The following is a 15650-nucleotide window of genomic DNA, read 5'->3' as shown; positions in this document are numbered from 1 at the left end:
GCCATGCAGTCGCCGGTTCAGGAATACGTCAGCGCCCTGCTCGACTCCGAGCGGCTGGGCCACCAGGTGGCGCACCACCGCGTCCTTCCGGGCGGTGATGCGCACTTTGAAAAGCCGCGCGAACCGTGGCCCCGGCCCATCGTGGACGCGCTCGGCCGGATGGGCATCGACGACCTGTATTCGCATCAGGTGCAGGCGCACGATCATATCCGCGCGGGCAGGCATGTGGTGGTGGCGACACCCACGGCAAGCGGCAAGACCCTGACCTACACCCTGCCCATTCTGGAACAGGTGCTGCGCGATCCCGACTCGCGGTCCATCTTCCTGTTCCCGCTCAAGGCGCTGGCGCAGGATCAGCTCAAGAATTTCAATGACCTGGCCACGTACATGCCCGAGCATCGGCGGCCCACCGCCGCCACCTACGACGGCGACACCACTCCGCATTTCCGCAAGAAAATCCGCACCAGTCCGCCAAACGCCCTGCTGACCAACCCGGAGATGCTGCACCTCTCCGTGCTGCCGCATCACGATTCTTGGGCCGAGCTGCTCGGCAACCTGACGCACATTGTGGTGGACGAGGTTCACACCTATCGCGGCGTGCTCGGCTCGCACATGGCCATGGTCTTTCGACGGCTCATCCGGCTGTGCCGCCATTACGGCTCCAACCCGACGTTCATCTTCTGCTCCGCCACCGTTGGCAACCCGGCCGAACTGTGCACCATGCTCACCGGGCTGGACGTCAAGGAAATCCGCGAATCCGGCGCACCAACCGGCCAGCGGCACATGGTCTTCCTCAACCCCGAGGCAGGCCCCTCCCAATCCGCCATCCAACTCTTGCAGGCCGCGCTGGCCCGCGAGATGCGAACCATCGTCTACTGCCAGTCACGCAAACTCACGGAGCTCATCTCCCTGTGGTGCGCGGAACGCTCCGGCAAGTATCGCGACCGCATCTCCGCATACCGCGCCGGATTTCTGCCCGAGGAACGGCGTGACATCGAGCACCGCATGGCAGAGGGCGACCTGCTGGCCGTGATCTCCACCAGCGCCCTGGAGCTTGGCATCGACATCGGCGGGCTCGACCTGTGCATCCTCGTGGGCTACCCGGGCACGGTCATGGCCACCCAGCAACGCGGCGGACGCGTGGGGCGCGCCCGGCAGGACTCCGCCGTCTGCCTCGTGGCGCAGGAGGACGCGCTGGACCAGTATTTCATGCGCCACCCCGACGATTTCTTCTCCCGTCCGCCCGAATCCGTCATGCTCAATCCGTTCAACCCTGCGGTGATGGACCGGCATCTGGTCTGCGCCGCCGCAGAACTCAGCCTGTATCGTAGCGACGAATTCCTCGCCGAGCCGCAGGTGCTGGAGCGCGTGGAGACCATGATCGAACAGGGCGCGCTCTTTGAGGCGGAGCCGGACGCGCCGGGACTCCCGGCCGGTATCGTCACCAGCCGCAAGCGCCCGCACCGCGAGGTGGACCTGCGCAGCTCCGGCAAGACGCTGCACATCGAGGACATCACGCGCGGTGCGGAAAAGGCGCCGGTCATCGGCACCACCGACAACCACCGCGCATGGCTGGAAACGCATCCGGGCGCGGTGTATCTGCATCGCGGCAATACCTACGTCATTCAGGAAGTGGATGACGCCCACGGCACGGTGCGCGCCCTCAAGCGCAAGGTCGGCTACTACACCCGCGTGCGACGGGAGAAATCCACCGAAATCCTCGAAGTGCTCGACCAGCGCGTCTGCTTCGGTACGCGGGTCTTTCTTGGCAAGCTGCGCGTCACCGAACAGGTCACGGGCTACGAGAAGCGCAGCGTGCGCGGCAGCAAGCTCATGGGCGTCATCCCGCTGGACGCGCCGCCGAGCGTCTTCACCACCGAGGGCATCTGGTTCGACATCCCCGAGGAAATCCGGCGTCGCTGCGAGGAGGATTACCGCCACTTCATGGGCGGCATCCACGCTTTCGAGCACGCGGCAATCGGCATCATGCCCCTTCTGGTCATGACTGACCGCAACGACCTCGGCGGCATCTCCACGCCGTATCACGAGCAGGCCGGAGGTGCGGCAGTCTTCGTCTACGACGGCGTTCCCGGCGGTGCCGGACTGACGCGTCAGGCGTTCCACAAGGCAGATGAGCTGGTGGAGACCACTCTCAAGGCAGTTCGCGACTGTCCCTGCGATCTGGGCTGCCCATCCTGCGTCCATTCGCCCAAGTGCGGATCGGGCAACCGCCCCATCGACAAAAGCGCGGCCATCTTCACCCTTGAAGCAATCCGCAGCGGCGACCCCGACTCGGTGCAGCTGCGGGAGATCGAAGTCGGCGAGACCGTTTCCGAAACACCCGCGCCCAAGCGCTACGGCGTGCTGGACATTGAAACCCGCTTTTCCGCCCAGGAGGTGGGCGGCTGGGGCCGTGCCGACCGCATGGGCGTCTCCATCGCCTGTCTCTACGACCAGAAGCACGACAGGATTTTCGACTACGAGCAGCACCAGATGGGCGAACTGGTGGAGCATCTGCGCAAGTTCGATCTGGTCATCGGCTACAACCACATCAAGTTCGACTACGCCGTGCTGGGCGGGCTGCACCCGTTCCGCTTCCGGCAGCTGCCTTCGCTGGACCTGTGCGCGGACATCAGGAACCGGCTCGGCTACGCCATCAAACTGGACAACGCGGCACAGGCCACCCTCGACGCCGCCAAGTCTGCGGACGGGCTTCAGGCCCTCAAGTGGTGGCAGGAAGGCAGGCTCGACCTGATCACCGAATACTGTCGGCAGGACGTGGCGGTGACGCGCGACCTGTACCTCTTCGGCCGCGAGCACGGGCACGTCTTCTTCACCAACAAGGCGGGCCAGAAGGTCAAGCTGCCGGTCCAGTGGTAGCGGCCCGATTTGCCATTATGCAACAGCCCCTGTAAGGTTCCTTCATGATTCAGGATCAGGAACGCAAAACACTGGCCATGCTCCTGCGCCACGCCGCTTTCGAACAAGCCCGCGTGCTGGAGATCGGCTGCGGCGGCGGTCGTGTCACCGCCATGTATGAGCCAATTCCCGCCCTCACGGTGGGTATCGAACCCGATGAAATCGCTGCTGGCGACGCCTCGCGCATCTTGAGAAAAACCCACATTCTTTGCGGTTCCGGCATGGATGCGCCCTTCGCGGACGCCTCTTTCGACATCGTCCTTTTCACACTCTCACTGCATCACCACCCGGATTCGGACCATGCGCTCGCAGAAGCCTGCAGGCTGCTTCGGCCCGGAGGAAGGATTCTGGTACTGGAACCTTGCGCCGAGAGCGAAATCCAGCGGCTCTGCAACATTTTCGAAAACGAGAACCATCGGCTTGAGCGCGCGCTGGGCACGCTTGCAGGCAGGAAGGACCACTGCATCGCAACCGAACACTTTGAAACCGACTGGACATTCAAGGACTTCGAGGATGTGGCCGACTATGCCTTTGGGTATTACGGCGTCAAGGACAACGAATCCCAACGAAGGGCAATGCGCGACTTTCTCGGCCAGAAAGGCAACGACTCCCCGCTGGGCATGACGGACACCCTGCGCCTGAACGTGCTCGTGCCCTGAATCACACCCCTTTTTCGCAACCAAAAAGAAGGTTGCTCCACCGGGTGCGATGCGATAAATCTGCACCCGGTTCCGCGCGCCCGGCTCAGGCTGGCGGCGGCCGCCAATCTTATCACAGAATGAGGAGCATCCTCTTGTCGCAATACGATCTCAAGAACATAGAAAACCTCGGTAACCGACACCTGCTGAAACGGTGCGTCGCCTATTTCTGGCCGTACCGCTGGCGCATTCTGGTGGCCTTCCTTTCGGCCATCGTGGTTTCCGGAACCACCGGCGCCACAGCGTATCTGGTCAAGCCCGCCATGGACGACATCTTCGTCAAGGGCGACAAGGACGCGCTGATACTCATCCCGCTGGCCTACTTCTGTGTCATCACCCTCAAGAACATCGCGCGCTTCACCCAGACGTACATCATGAACGTCACGGGCTTCAAAGTGCTGCACCAGCTGCGAAGCGAGCTGTTCTCCAAGCTGATGACGCTCTCCATACGCTTTTTCGAGGAAAGCCGCGTCGGCATGCTCATGTCGCGCGTGCTGGGCGACGTCAACGGCATCCGCCAGAGCGTCCCGGCCATGATCATGGTCATCCGCGAGTTCTTCACCTGCATCGGCCTCATCGGCGTTGTCATCTATCAGGACTGGAAGATGGCCATCATCGCGCTTCTGGTACTACCGATGCTCTGCTATCCGGTCATTCTCTTCGGCAAGCGGCTGCGGAAGATCGGGCGCAAATTGCAGGTGCAGGCCGCTGACATCAACTCCGTCGCCGAGGAATGCCTCAGCAACATCCGGCTCATCAAGGCGTTCCACGCAGAAAAAGATGAAATTAAATCCTTTTCCAAGGAAAGCAGCGGCATACTGCGTCTTTCAAAGAAACAGGTGCTGGCGAGCGAACTCTCTTCTCGCATTATGGAAATGGTGGGGGGCGTCGCGGTCAGCTTCGTGCTCTGGTACGGCGGCTCCCGTGTCCTGAGCGGCGAATCCACCCCGGGAACGTTCTTCTCCTTCGTGGCAGCGCTCATCATGCTTTACGAGCCCATCAAGAAGATCAACGACGCCAACAAGACCATCCAGCGGTCCCTCGCAAGCGGCGAGCGCGTCTTCGGCCTTCTCGACTCCGAGACCATCCTGCCCGAAGAAGGCGGGGACACACCCTTTGAAACACCGCTCAAGAGCCTTGAGATCGAGAACATCAGCTTCTCCTATCCCACGGGCTCGGAACCCGCCATCAAGGAGCTCACGCTGCATGTGCGCGGCGGCGAGCGCGTGGCCATTGTTGGTCCCAGCGGATCGGGCAAGACCACCCTCGTGAACCTGCTGCCCCGCTTCTATGATGCGGACGAAGGAACCATCCGCCTCAACGGCGTGAACGTGGAAGAATACGAACTGGGTTCGCTCAGACGCAACATCGGCATGGTTTCGCAGGACGCCATGCTCTTTAACACGACCATCCGGGCCAACATCGCCTACGGTCAGGACGACATCACCGATGAACAGGTACAGGAGGCCGCAAAGGCGGCGTACGCGCACGAATTCATCGAGGGTCTGCCGGCAGGCTACGACACGGTCTGCGGTGTACGCGGCGTCAAGCTCTCAGGCGGCCAGAAGCAGCGCCTGACCATTGCCCGCGCCCTGCTCAAGAATCCGGCGCTGCTCATCCTCGACGAAGCCACCAGCGCACTGGACACGCAGGCAGAACGCATCGTCCAGAAGGCGCTGGACAACCTCATGGAAAGCCGCACGAGCATCGTCATCGCGCACCGGCTTTCCACGGTGCTGAACGCCGACAAGATCGTTGTCATGAGCAAGGGCGAAGTGGTGGCCACCGGCCGACACGAAGAACTCATCGAGTCCTGCTCGCTCTACCAGACACTGCACCGGCTTCAGTTCCAGACGGAATTGACGGAAACAGAGGCGCGTGGCATGGAGCATGAGGGGTAAGCATGAAACAGTTCGCAATGACTGAACAATAACGCTCTTGCGACATCCTAACACGTCGAATTCTACGGATAGATATCATGTGACAGCTCGATATGCGAGACGGTTCAATTGGAGCTGAGGACTTCTGGTTTCCGGTTAATAGAGGACTAGCATTGCAAGACTGCTTGCTCTGGCAGATTATAACAGGAACTTTGAAACAGTTACTCTTTCCCCGCCTGAGTATAAGCACTTATGTCTACACCTGAAGCCTTATGCTCAGTTTACTTCGGATCGACATTGCCAGTCATATGGCATTCAAGGAATCTCCCCACAGTGCCAATATATCTGATCGCTTGAATCTTTTGGACATAATCCATTGTGCTTGAAAAATTGAATAAGATAGATTTTGCATATAATCATCCAATATAAAGGGATTTTTCATGACAGACGCTGGACAGGCTTTGAATGGCAAAAAAATTCTCGTTTCCGGAGCCTGCGGGACTATTGGTAACGAACTTGTACATCAGCTGTTGAATCACTACTCTCCGGCTGAAGTGCTGTGTATCGACAACAATGAAACCGAGTTGTTTTTTCTCGAACAACGTTTCAAACAATTTGAGAATGCACGGTTTCTTCTTGTTGATGTGAGAGACTTCAATAGCCTCTCCATGATCATGGATGGCATTGATGTGGTTTTCCACGCAGCAGCGTTCAAGCACGTCACGCTTTGCGAACGTTCTCCGTACGAAGCGGTTCAAAACAATATCATCGGAGTTCAGAACATTACCCGAACCGCAATCGAAAATGGTGTATCCAAAGTCGTCTTCACCAGCTCCGACAAAGCGGTTAACCCCACCAACGTGATGGGCACCTCCAAGCTCATGGGAGAGCGGCTGGTAACGGCAGCCAACGCCTTCCAGCGCGAGCACAGCACAATTCTCGTATCTACTCGCTTCGGCAACGTCATGGGGTCCCGGGGGTCGGTCATTCCCATTTTTCACGAGCAGATTCGCCAGGGCAAACCCATCACTCTGACCGACAACGACATGACTCGGTTCGTCATGAGCATCAAGCGAGCCGTTCAGCTCGTCATTGATTCCGCATTCCACGCTTGCGGCGGAGAAGTGTTCATCACCAAGATGCCAGTCTTGCGCATTCGCGATCTGGCTGAAGTGATGGTCAAGGCCGTCGCGCCCATGTATGGGCATTCTCCGGACTCGATCCCCATAGATGTTATAGGGGTCAAGCCGGGCGAAAAGATGTACGAAGAACTCATGACCGGCGAGGAAACGAGGAGAGCCATTGAACTACAGGAATATTTCGTTGTCCCGCCCGCCTTCAGGGGGCTCTATAAAGACATCAGCTTCGATTACCCGAAAGTGGTCTCTGACAAGGTAGACAACCCATACCATTCAGGCAATGAGCCGCACATGAGCCATGATGAAATTCTCGACTTCCTTAACGAGATAGATGTGTTGCCGCAATATTAAACTTCTGCCGAGGCCTCAACTACAAAACATGACCTCCCATCATCATTAAACCAAGAGTTTTCGGTTGGTTTTTTAAAGTGATCAAATCATCTTGGTCTCTAGCCACTTCTACTTTATTATTAATTGAGGTTTCGAATGCTATACATAGTTCTTGGCATGCATAAATCAGGGACGACACTCGTATCACGCATTCTGCACGAGAGCGGTGTCAAAATGGGTACGTTCGACTCTGGCATAACTTATGATAAAGGTAACAAATTCGAACGAGCAGAGACCTTAGCTGCCAATAAAACGCTTCTCAACGCTTGGGGAGTGTTCAGTGTCGATGTCTTTCATCCGTTATATCCGGAGGATCTTGCCAACAAGGACAAAAACACTATAGAAAATGCAATCGACTTCATACAGGAAGGAGACCAAGGCTTCAAAGACCCGCGAACCTGTTTGACATACTTTGCATGGCTCCCATATCTCCCAGAAAATCATCGCATCATAGCTGTTTATCGAGACCCTGTTGAACTTTGGCTTCGTTACAAACGCGACTTTCTTTCTGGTCGAAGCTTTTTCAGTGGCATTATCAAAGGATACAGGCTCATTCCCCTTTGTTGGAAAGTCCTGAGAGCTTGGGCCTTTTACAATGCTAATATTTATGACATTTTGGCAACACGACAGCCGGAACAAGTGATCGTTTTCGAGTACAGCATGTTCATGAACGGATGCGAAGAGTTCAACCGCCTGCAAAAATTTATGGGCCGCCAATTGACAGATGCGAGAGACCCCGGAATGTTTCGGTCTCGCCAAAGAAAAAGCTTCTTATGTTCTCTTATGAGGTGTTTGCTCGGCTTTTTGTACCCGGCAGAAAACAGTAAGGCATACAGCCTCTTAAAGTACGTTCGCCTTTCAAAGCATTCTCAGGGTTAGCCATAATTATCCATCTTCATTTACTAAAAATTTTCGTTAACACGAGCAAGACTCATACAGTCCTTTGCGAAGCCCGCCAAGGCGGAAGAAAGGTTGAACAGCTTATGCATATTGTAATTCTTGGTGGAGACGGCTATCTGGGCTGGCCCACCGCCATGTACCTTTCAAGAAAAGGGCATCAAGTAACCGTGGTTGACAACTACTTCCGACGCGAAAGCTGCCGCGAGCTGGATGTTGCCATGCTTTACGACGTCCCCTCGCTGCCTGAGCGCGCACGTATTTGGCACGAACTTACCGGGCTTGAAATCAAGGTGGTTCTGGCCGATTTGGCCCAGCCCGAGAATGTTCGCAACCTCTTTTCCGGCGACGTTTCCTACGACTGGGCTGTAAACGAAAACTTTACAGGCGTGCCCGAGGCGGTTGTCCACTATGCGGAGCAGCCTTCCGCTCCTTATTCGCTGATAGATCACAATCACGCGAACACCACGATCACCAACAACCTTCTCGTCACCAACAACCTGATGTTCGCCGTCAAGGACATGGCCCCCGATGTGCACATTGTCAAACTCGGTACCATGGGCGAATACGGCACTCCGAATATTGATATTGAGGAAGGCTGGATTGACATCAGCCACAAGGGACGTGAAGACAAATTTCTTTTCCCGAGACAGGCCGGGTCGATCTATCACACGAGCAAAATCATGGACACCGATCTGCTCTGGTTCGGCGTTCGTATGTGGGACCTGAAGGTGACCGACCTCATGCAGGGTCCGGTATACGGCGTGGATACCGACGAGTCCCTGCTGGATCCCAGATTAAGAACAATCTTCAACTATGATGAAGTCTTCGGAACCGTGGTGAACCGCTTCATCGTTCAAGCTGTTGTAGGGTATCCTCTCACCGTCTACGGAAAAGGCGGCCAGACTCGCGGATACCTCAACATCAAGGATACCCTTCAGTGCGTCCACAAAGCGCTGGAGACTCCAGCTGAGGCTGGCGAACTGCGCATTTTCAACCAGATCATGGAAACACTGAGCGTCAACCAGATTGCCGACCTTATCGCAACCGTAGGAAAAACCCGAGGGCACGCGGTAGAAGTCAAGCAACTTGAAAACCCAAGAAAAGAAGCCGAAGAGCACTACTACAACCCAGTATATCAAGGCCTTCTCGATCTTGGCGTCATCCCGCACTACCTTACCGAAAAGGTGGTCAGGGAGATGTTTGAAGTGGTGGAAAAGCATAAATCCACCATCAGAAAAGCGATTATCTTCAAAGGGATTAAGTGGTGATTATCACCTTCTAATACAAAAGAAGCTCAAACCTAACTCTGCCCTTGCGTAACCCTTATTTTGTAAGCCCCAAAACAACCTCCACAGAGACATCAGTATGCAATCATAATTCTCTATTCACTGGTAATTCCATTTGCAGCAGTAACTACAAGTTTTTCAAACGCATAAAAAGGGTACCCATCTCCTTTACCAATTCGTTTATCCAAACTATGTTTCCATTTCACTGGGGCTGGTAAGTTTTTAGTCAGCACACAAAAATTAATATCTTCAACATGGAAACCCGCAGTGGTTAAGGTCTTGCACAGATTGAATGGTGTAAAACTGAATCTATGGTCACTGTTTATTGATTCTTTATAGTCAAACATCAATTGGTAGTTTTTGATATTTAGCAGGTTCGGCACAGTAACAAGAACTCGCTTAATAGAATCATATCTCTTGAATGACTTAAGAAAACTTACGGGATTATGGACATGTTCCAACACTTCGCCGAGTAGAGCATAATCCCATTGTCCGTCGGCGATTTCCTGACAGTGATCTTTTTCCACATCAATACAAACTGCGTCACCTATATCATGCTCGTTTCTTAACCACTCCACACCTTCACAGTTAATATCAACCCCCATGCACCTCTCTGTCACCTCTAAAAGTTGCCCATGAAGCCATGAACCTTTAGCTATTCGCTCTGGTAGATTCTTTTGTGCCACATATCCAACATGGAGAACTTTCTTACCGCTTAGAGTTTTTCGCAGAAAAGAATCTCTTTCCATCTTTGGAAATTTCTTCTGTGGAAGGTCCACATTAAGAGGAGAGTGGAAAAGCTCACCAGTAAGATACGGTCTTATTTTTTTTAAATGCATTTTTTACACCTAGTATCTATCGTTAGAAAGGGTAATTAGAAGCATCACCCGACAAATGTCGCATTTTCCAAACACCAATACGGTTCTTGATGGCATTCTTTAATTTTCGATCCCACTTTACCGCATCATCACCCGTCGTATAAACGTAGTCATCACCCATATATTTAGGAAGTATGCTTTTAGCTCTATGGCTAAACTCTGTCTCTCCGTAAAGGCGTTCAAATTCATAGGTGAACTCATGCAATCTTTCCACTTTACTTCCTTTATTTGCGTGCCATATCACGCCACTGGGAACACGCAACATGTCAATGTATTTTTCGGGCATTTCACGAAATTCAGGTTTGACCAATTGAATAGCATTGTGCAAATAAAACTGACCTGCTCCTCTTTTGCCTTCAGCAAAAATATCATTATAATCAGGCATAATTGCAAAGTAGGTATCAAACATATCCAATGTTTTTTGAGTACTACGGAATAAAAGTGTTCCCGCAGCAACTTTCATTACCTTCTCAAAGGTTCTCGTAAAGACACACATATCCACGCCATCAACCATTTCATACAACGGATCAAGGGTGTCACGAATCAAAGCATCAACATCTAAGTACAACAGACTATTAACTTCGGACTCAAGCAACTCCCGAGCAGCCTGCATTCTTAGCATCAGCATTTCGCCCTTAAACTGAGCTCTGGTCCAACTGCTCATGTCCACAGATCTGTATAAACAGACTACATTCGGATTGACCTCCTGCAGTTCACGCGCATGTTTCGCTTTAAAATTTATACCATTCATATATATAATCGCCTGCGGATGATGCACCTTGATGCTGTGTATGAGCATCTTAGTCCAAAGCCAATACATTTCAGCGAAACTGCACTCATGGTCTTCATACCCATAGGCTATATTCGAGTCCCTATCCAAAGAAAGAAGTATATTCATCAGGTCTCCTTTACGCAATTATCGTCATCAAGCAACCAAGATTGTCATAAAGAGCTATCTCTAGCTTTTACAAAACCACTCCAAAGTCTTTGCCAAACCTTCCTCAAGAGTTGTTTCTGCCTTCCACTTCAAAAGAGTGTTTGCCTTAGTTACATCAGAATAGTTTCGCATCACATCTCCCTTCCTTGGAGAGTGATATTGAACCTCGGCCCCTTTGTATCCATGGCGGACCATTTCCATAGATAGTTTTTCCAGCATAGCCTGTACAGACACTTCTACACCGGTTGCGATTTGGAAGACCTCTCCTCCAACATCATCCACTGTGGTGGCCTGAACTATCGCCTGAACCAAGTCATCTATATAAAGAAAATCTCGAGTCTGTGACCCGTCTCCATAAACAATCCATGGAGAATTTTGAATGGCCTCATTAATAAATTTAGCAACAACGCTTGTCTTATGCCCCGACAATGGCCCATAGACATTGCTGAATCTTAAAGCAACTGTTTCTATACCATAAGAACCATAGTATGCGGAGCAATACCCTTCTCCAGCTAGCTTGCTTGCCCCGTAAGGCGATATAGGGCGAGGGGGCATTTGTTCTGTAATCGGTGGAACACAAATCCCGGCAGGGGCTCCACTAGAAGCAAAAATAAATCTTTTTACTTTATTATAACGAGCCGCCTCAAGAGTAACAAAAGTACCTTCTACATTTTGATAAAAATCCATCTGAGGGTCATCAACGGACTTGGGCACCCCAGTGTTCGCCGCAAGGTGAACAACGACATCCGTTTCTCTTGTAATATTTTTCATCCTCTCCATATCAGTCACATCACCAACGACAAGCTGAACACTTCCAGCTGGACCATATTCTTCGTCTGGTTCTGCATTAGAATACTCAACGACCTGCCGTAACCTCTCCCTAGAACCAACAGAAAGGTTGTCCACAATGCGGATGGTCACACCACCTTGTTTTATAAGATGCTTAATAAGGTTTAAACCGATAAAACCACATCCGCCAGTAATAAGCCATTTTTCCATATCTTCACCTTCATTGGATTCAAATTGATTATTGAGCTTGTGTCAAAACTTACCATGTTCTCAGCTTCTCATAATGCGCCAGATATCGTCCTGCAACCGTGGGCCAGTCCATTCCGTTGGCATACTGCCGGGCACTTTCCCCCAGACTGAATCTTAGTTCCGATGAATCCAGTAGGGCATTCATCCGCTCAGCAAGCTTATCCACATCGTCTTTTGGAGCAACAAGACCGTGTACACCGTTCTCCAGCACCTCGCCGCACCCTGGAGCATCAGTTGTCACCACCGGCAGGCCGGCACCCATGGATTCGGCAATGACACGTGAAAAGCCCTCCAGCCGAGAAGGCAGCACCATCACGTCCGAAGACACGAACCAATCGATCAGTGCCTGAGGCGGCATCTGGCTGCGCCCTTGGCTGATTTCATGATCGTCGTTCTTCAACTCGGGAATAAAACGGAACTGCTCTGCCAGCCCTTTTTGCTCAAGCTCGTCGAGTATGCCGTCTCCCCTGTCTCCGACCACAACCCATTTCCAGCCCCTGCCTTTCAGACGGGCGGCAATCTCGGGAATCAGATCATAGCCCTTTTTGGGGTGGTTTCTGCCCACTGTCAAAAAAACCGTTTCGTTCTCGCCAATATTGTTCCGATGCCGCAATTCCGCATCGGATGTGGATTGGAGTCGGGGAAAATCAATGGCGTTGGGAATCAGCTCGATGCGGTCCCTATGGGCCCCCATTGCTTCTGCATCCTTCGCAAGAGACGGAGTCATAGCCACGATGCCCGCTAAACTTGGCAAAGAAGATCGTATTCTTGCGGCACTTTTCAGATCAAGCCGAATGCCGTAGTTCAACTCCTGGCAAATCTGAATGTCCTCTCCGTAAAACCTGACAGTACTCGGGCAACTCACGTATGAAGCGAGAAATGCCTCAGGATATGCTCCCATTGCCTGCCAGACATCAAACCTGTGTCGCTGCTGCTCAAGATTCAGCCAACGTCCTAGCAATGATGGAAACCTGGTGAAGGATAGCTTCTGCCACCGCGGGAAAAAGCGAACCTCAAACGGCAGACTTTCATAAAGCGCCTTTCGTTTTCTGCCTTCTCTTTCGGGGACATAGAGGGTGACATCATGCCCCATTTCTGCAAAACGGCTGAAAAGGTTCAGCGTGAAGACCTCGCGCCCCCCCGCTTTGAACAGGTTATCCCACAAGACTCCGGCAATCTTCAAAACAGCCTCCGAAAGATGGTCGCTTGCCAGTTGATCAAGTGCCTACGCCGCTCCATCCCCGCCAACCAACTCGCGGTAAACGGCAACCAGCTCGTCAACGTGCGGTTCGATGGTCAACTGCTCCGCCACCGTGACGGCTTGGGCACTCATGCGGTCATAGAGTTCGGCGTCCGTCAGGATGGTCTCAAGACTTGCGGCGACGGATGCTTCATCAATCGGCACCACTCTGGCTGCTTCTCCGGTCACCTCACGGTTGGGCACGTGCTCACTGATCACCGCAGGGATGCCGCAGTACATGGCCTCGGTCAGCGCATTGGAAAAGCCCTCGTAGTCGGAGACCATGGCGAAAACCGCCTTTCTCGCCGCAGCGGCACGAAGCAACGCGGGCGCGTCCTGGCGGAATCCGGCAAAGGCCACCTTGTCCGCGACGCCCTCGCCGACCGCCAACGCCGTGAGTGCATCCCGCTCGGAACCGTCACCCATGACGAGCATCCGCATGTCCGGCACCGCATCAAGAGCCCGCACGAACGCCCGGATAATCACATCCACGTTCTTCTGCTTTACCAGACGCGAGCAGACGACCACCAGCGGCCCCTGTCCCTCCAGTTGAGGAAATTCACTCAAGTCCGCCGGCTCGACGTTCATTTTCTCACTCGAAATGGCGTTGTACAACACCTGAACCGGCCTGCCCGTCACGTTGTGATCCTGTTGCACCACCTCGGCCACGGCTTTCGATACGGCAAGGTATTTCGTGGTGACACGGGAAAGGACTTTGTCCGCAAAGCGGCGGAACGACTTCATCCGCTTGATGTTTCGGCAGTGCATGATGACCGGGATGCCGAGTCCCACCGCGCCGATGCGCACGTGATAGTTGGCGGAAAAATGCGCGGTATGAATGATGTCCGGGTTCAGGTCGCGTAAAATCCTGCGAAGCCGCAGCGCCGTGTCGAGGCGGCTCGTCTTGAGTACCTTCTTGCTCTCCCCGGCATGGATGGGGTCGAAGCCGTATTCCCTGTAAACCGATTCGTACTCGCCTGTGCCGGAAACATTGATGATAACCGGCTCATGCCCCAGCTCTCGCAGCCTTCTCGCCACGAGCAGAAACGAAGTCTCCACGCCGCCGTAAGGCAACCCGCCTATGACGAGCGCGACCTTCAGTCTCCGTTCCGTAGCCGGTTTACCCATCAGTCTGCTCCGCCTGTGCATCAAGCGAGTTGCGCACCAGCTTCAGTGCCTGCGGCAGACATTCGGCAGGCGTCAGCTCCTTCAGGCAGGAAATATGGCTGCATTCGTTTTCGTTGCAGGGCTGGCACGGCAGCTTCTTGATAACGCCGACATGATCTTCGGACGGGAACCGCCAGGCGAACCCGGTGGCACCGTGCACCACCAGCGATGGGGTGCCGACCGCCACCGCCATATGGCGCGGGGCCGAACAGTTGCCCATATGCAGTAAGGCGCGCTGCTGGACCGCGGCCATCTGCCGGAGCGACAGCATGTCTTCGGGAATCACGGCCCCCTCGCCCGCCAGATCGGCCACTTTGCGGCAGACGTCTACTTCGCCCGGTCCATAGAGCAGAACGAATTTCAGGCCGGGGTGCTCCTCGCGGATGCCACGGATCAAGCCCGCGAAATGCTCTTCGGGCCATTTGCGCGTTTTGCGACGGTGGCTCGGATCCACGGTGACGACACCTTCGGTTGCCCCGATGCGTTTCAGAAAATCGTCGGCAAAGGCCTTTTCCTCATCGGAAAGAAAGATTTCCGGCGGATGTCGGTCCCATTCTATGCCGAGCAGCTTGAGGATGCTCGCCTTGCATTTGGCTGCATAGCCGTCATCGTTGCGGCGATAATGCGTGTAAACGAACTTGTTGTACCACGGAGGCGTGAAGGTCAGGCGCACGGGTGCACCAGAGAGCATGGCCACCCAGCGGGTTCTCGGCAGCTGCTGGAAATCGATGATCAGATCCTTGCCTCGCCCGACGCGGGCATAATACCCGAGAGCCTTCAGCGGAGAGGCAACCTCGTTTTTGTCCAGCGCCCACACCTTGGATATGTGCGGATTGTTCTCCAGCACGGGCGCGCACTTCTTTTCCGTGAAGACTTCAATCTCCGCGTTCGGGAAACGCTCTTTCAGCAACCTAATGGAAGGCGTGGCAAGCAGCACATCACCGATCTGACGCAACTGACAGACCAGGATTCGCTCGGGATTCAGGGAGGATATATCTTTCATGTGCTTGTGGTACGGGTTAGGCGGGCGGCTTATGGGTACGGACCGCTGCGGGAACAGCGTCTGCAAAGCCCGAACCGGCTCCCAAAAGGCGGACAGGCAGGACACGCACGACGCAGGGCTTCAATTACCCGCCGCTTTGTTGCAGGTCAAGACGAGTCGCGCAAACGAAAAAGAC

Annotated in this window: 12 protein-coding genes; 6 read left to right on the top strand and 6 right to left on the bottom strand. The window is 54.0% G+C overall.

Annotated features, from left to right (window positions below):
* The first annotated feature begins 3 nt into the window (after window positions 1-3).
* From B149_RS0106180 to B149_RS0106155, 6 genes are all read left to right on the top strand, one after another.
* Window positions 4-2880 (top strand): DEAD/DEAH box helicase, encoded by a 2877-nt coding sequence (locus B149_RS0106180; RefSeq protein ID WP_018124309.1) that lies wholly within the window; start codon window positions 4-6, stop codon window positions 2878-2880.
* Window positions 2881-2924: 44 nt separating this feature from the next.
* Window positions 2925-3578 carry a class I SAM-dependent methyltransferase gene (locus tag B149_RS17860; protein WP_018124308.1) on the top strand — a complete coding sequence of 218 codons (654 nt, stop codon included), beginning with the start codon at window positions 2925-2927 and terminating at the stop codon, window positions 3576-3578.
* Between the two features lie 134 nt (window positions 3579-3712).
* Window positions 3713-5518 (top strand): ABC transporter ATP-binding protein, encoded by a 1806-nt coding sequence (locus B149_RS0106170; protein WP_018124307.1) that lies wholly within the window; start codon window positions 3713-3715, stop codon window positions 5516-5518.
* Window positions 5519-5937: 419 nt separating this feature from the next.
* Window positions 5938-6987 carry a polysaccharide biosynthesis protein gene (locus B149_RS0106165; protein WP_018124306.1) on the top strand — a complete coding sequence of 350 codons (1050 nt, stop codon included), beginning with the start codon at window positions 5938-5940 and terminating at the stop codon, window positions 6985-6987.
* A gap of 213 nt (window positions 6988-7200) precedes the next feature.
* Window positions 7201-7905, top strand: coding sequence for a sulfotransferase family protein (locus B149_RS0106160; protein ID WP_156816765.1), 705 nt, complete (start codon window positions 7201-7203; stop codon window positions 7903-7905).
* A gap of 104 nt (window positions 7906-8009) precedes the next feature.
* Window positions 8010-9194: an NAD-dependent epimerase/dehydratase family protein gene (locus B149_RS0106155; RefSeq protein ID WP_018124304.1), complete on the top strand. Its 1185-nt coding sequence runs from the start codon at window positions 8010-8012 to the stop codon at window positions 9192-9194.
* 113 nt (window positions 9195-9307) lie between these two features.
* Here the strand turns inward: B149_RS0106155 and B149_RS17855 are convergent, their stop codons facing one another.
* The 6 genes from B149_RS17855 to B149_RS0106125 are packed head-to-tail and all read right to left on the bottom strand — an operon-like array spanning window position 9308 to window position 15475.
* Window positions 9308-10051: a class I SAM-dependent methyltransferase gene (locus B149_RS17855; RefSeq protein WP_083909164.1), complete on the bottom strand. Its 744-nt coding sequence runs from the start codon at window positions 10049-10051 to the stop codon at window positions 9308-9310.
* Window positions 10052-10073: 22 nt separating this feature from the next.
* Entirely contained in the window at window positions 10074-10988 is a 915-nt protein-coding gene (locus B149_RS0106145; protein WP_018124302.1) for a hypothetical protein, read from the bottom strand.
* A 60-nt stretch (window positions 10989-11048) separates the two neighbouring features.
* The gene (locus B149_RS0106140) at window positions 11049-12026 is read right to left on the bottom strand and encodes an NAD-dependent epimerase/dehydratase family protein (RefSeq protein ID WP_018124301.1); all 978 of its coding nucleotides are present in this window, start codon (window positions 12024-12026) and stop codon (window positions 11049-11051) included.
* A 49-nt stretch (window positions 12027-12075) separates the two neighbouring features.
* Window positions 12076-13248 (bottom strand): glycosyltransferase family 4 protein, encoded by a 1173-nt coding sequence (locus B149_RS0106135; protein ID WP_018124300.1) that lies wholly within the window; start codon window positions 13246-13248, stop codon window positions 12076-12078.
* Between the two features lie 42 nt (window positions 13249-13290).
* The gene (locus B149_RS0106130; RefSeq protein WP_018124299.1) at window positions 13291-14433 is read right to left on the bottom strand and encodes a glycosyltransferase; all 1143 of its coding nucleotides are present in this window, start codon (window positions 14431-14433) and stop codon (window positions 13291-13293) included.
* Entirely contained in the window at window positions 14426-15475 is a 1050-nt protein-coding gene (locus B149_RS0106125; protein ID WP_018124298.1) for a glycosyltransferase family 9 protein, read from the bottom strand. The genes B149_RS0106130 and B149_RS0106125 overlap by 8 nt, the downstream gene beginning before the upstream one ends.
* Window positions 15476-15650: the final 175 nt, after the last annotated feature.

Origin of the sequence: Desulfovibrio oxyclinae DSM 11498, assembly GCF_000375485.1 — a bacterium.
Classification (GTDB): domain Bacteria; phylum Desulfobacterota; class Desulfovibrionia; order Desulfovibrionales; family Desulfovibrionaceae; genus Pseudodesulfovibrio; species Pseudodesulfovibrio oxyclinae.
The sequence above is the reverse complement of the archived record's forward strand: the minus strand, read 5'-3'. Positions and strand labels throughout refer to the sequence as shown.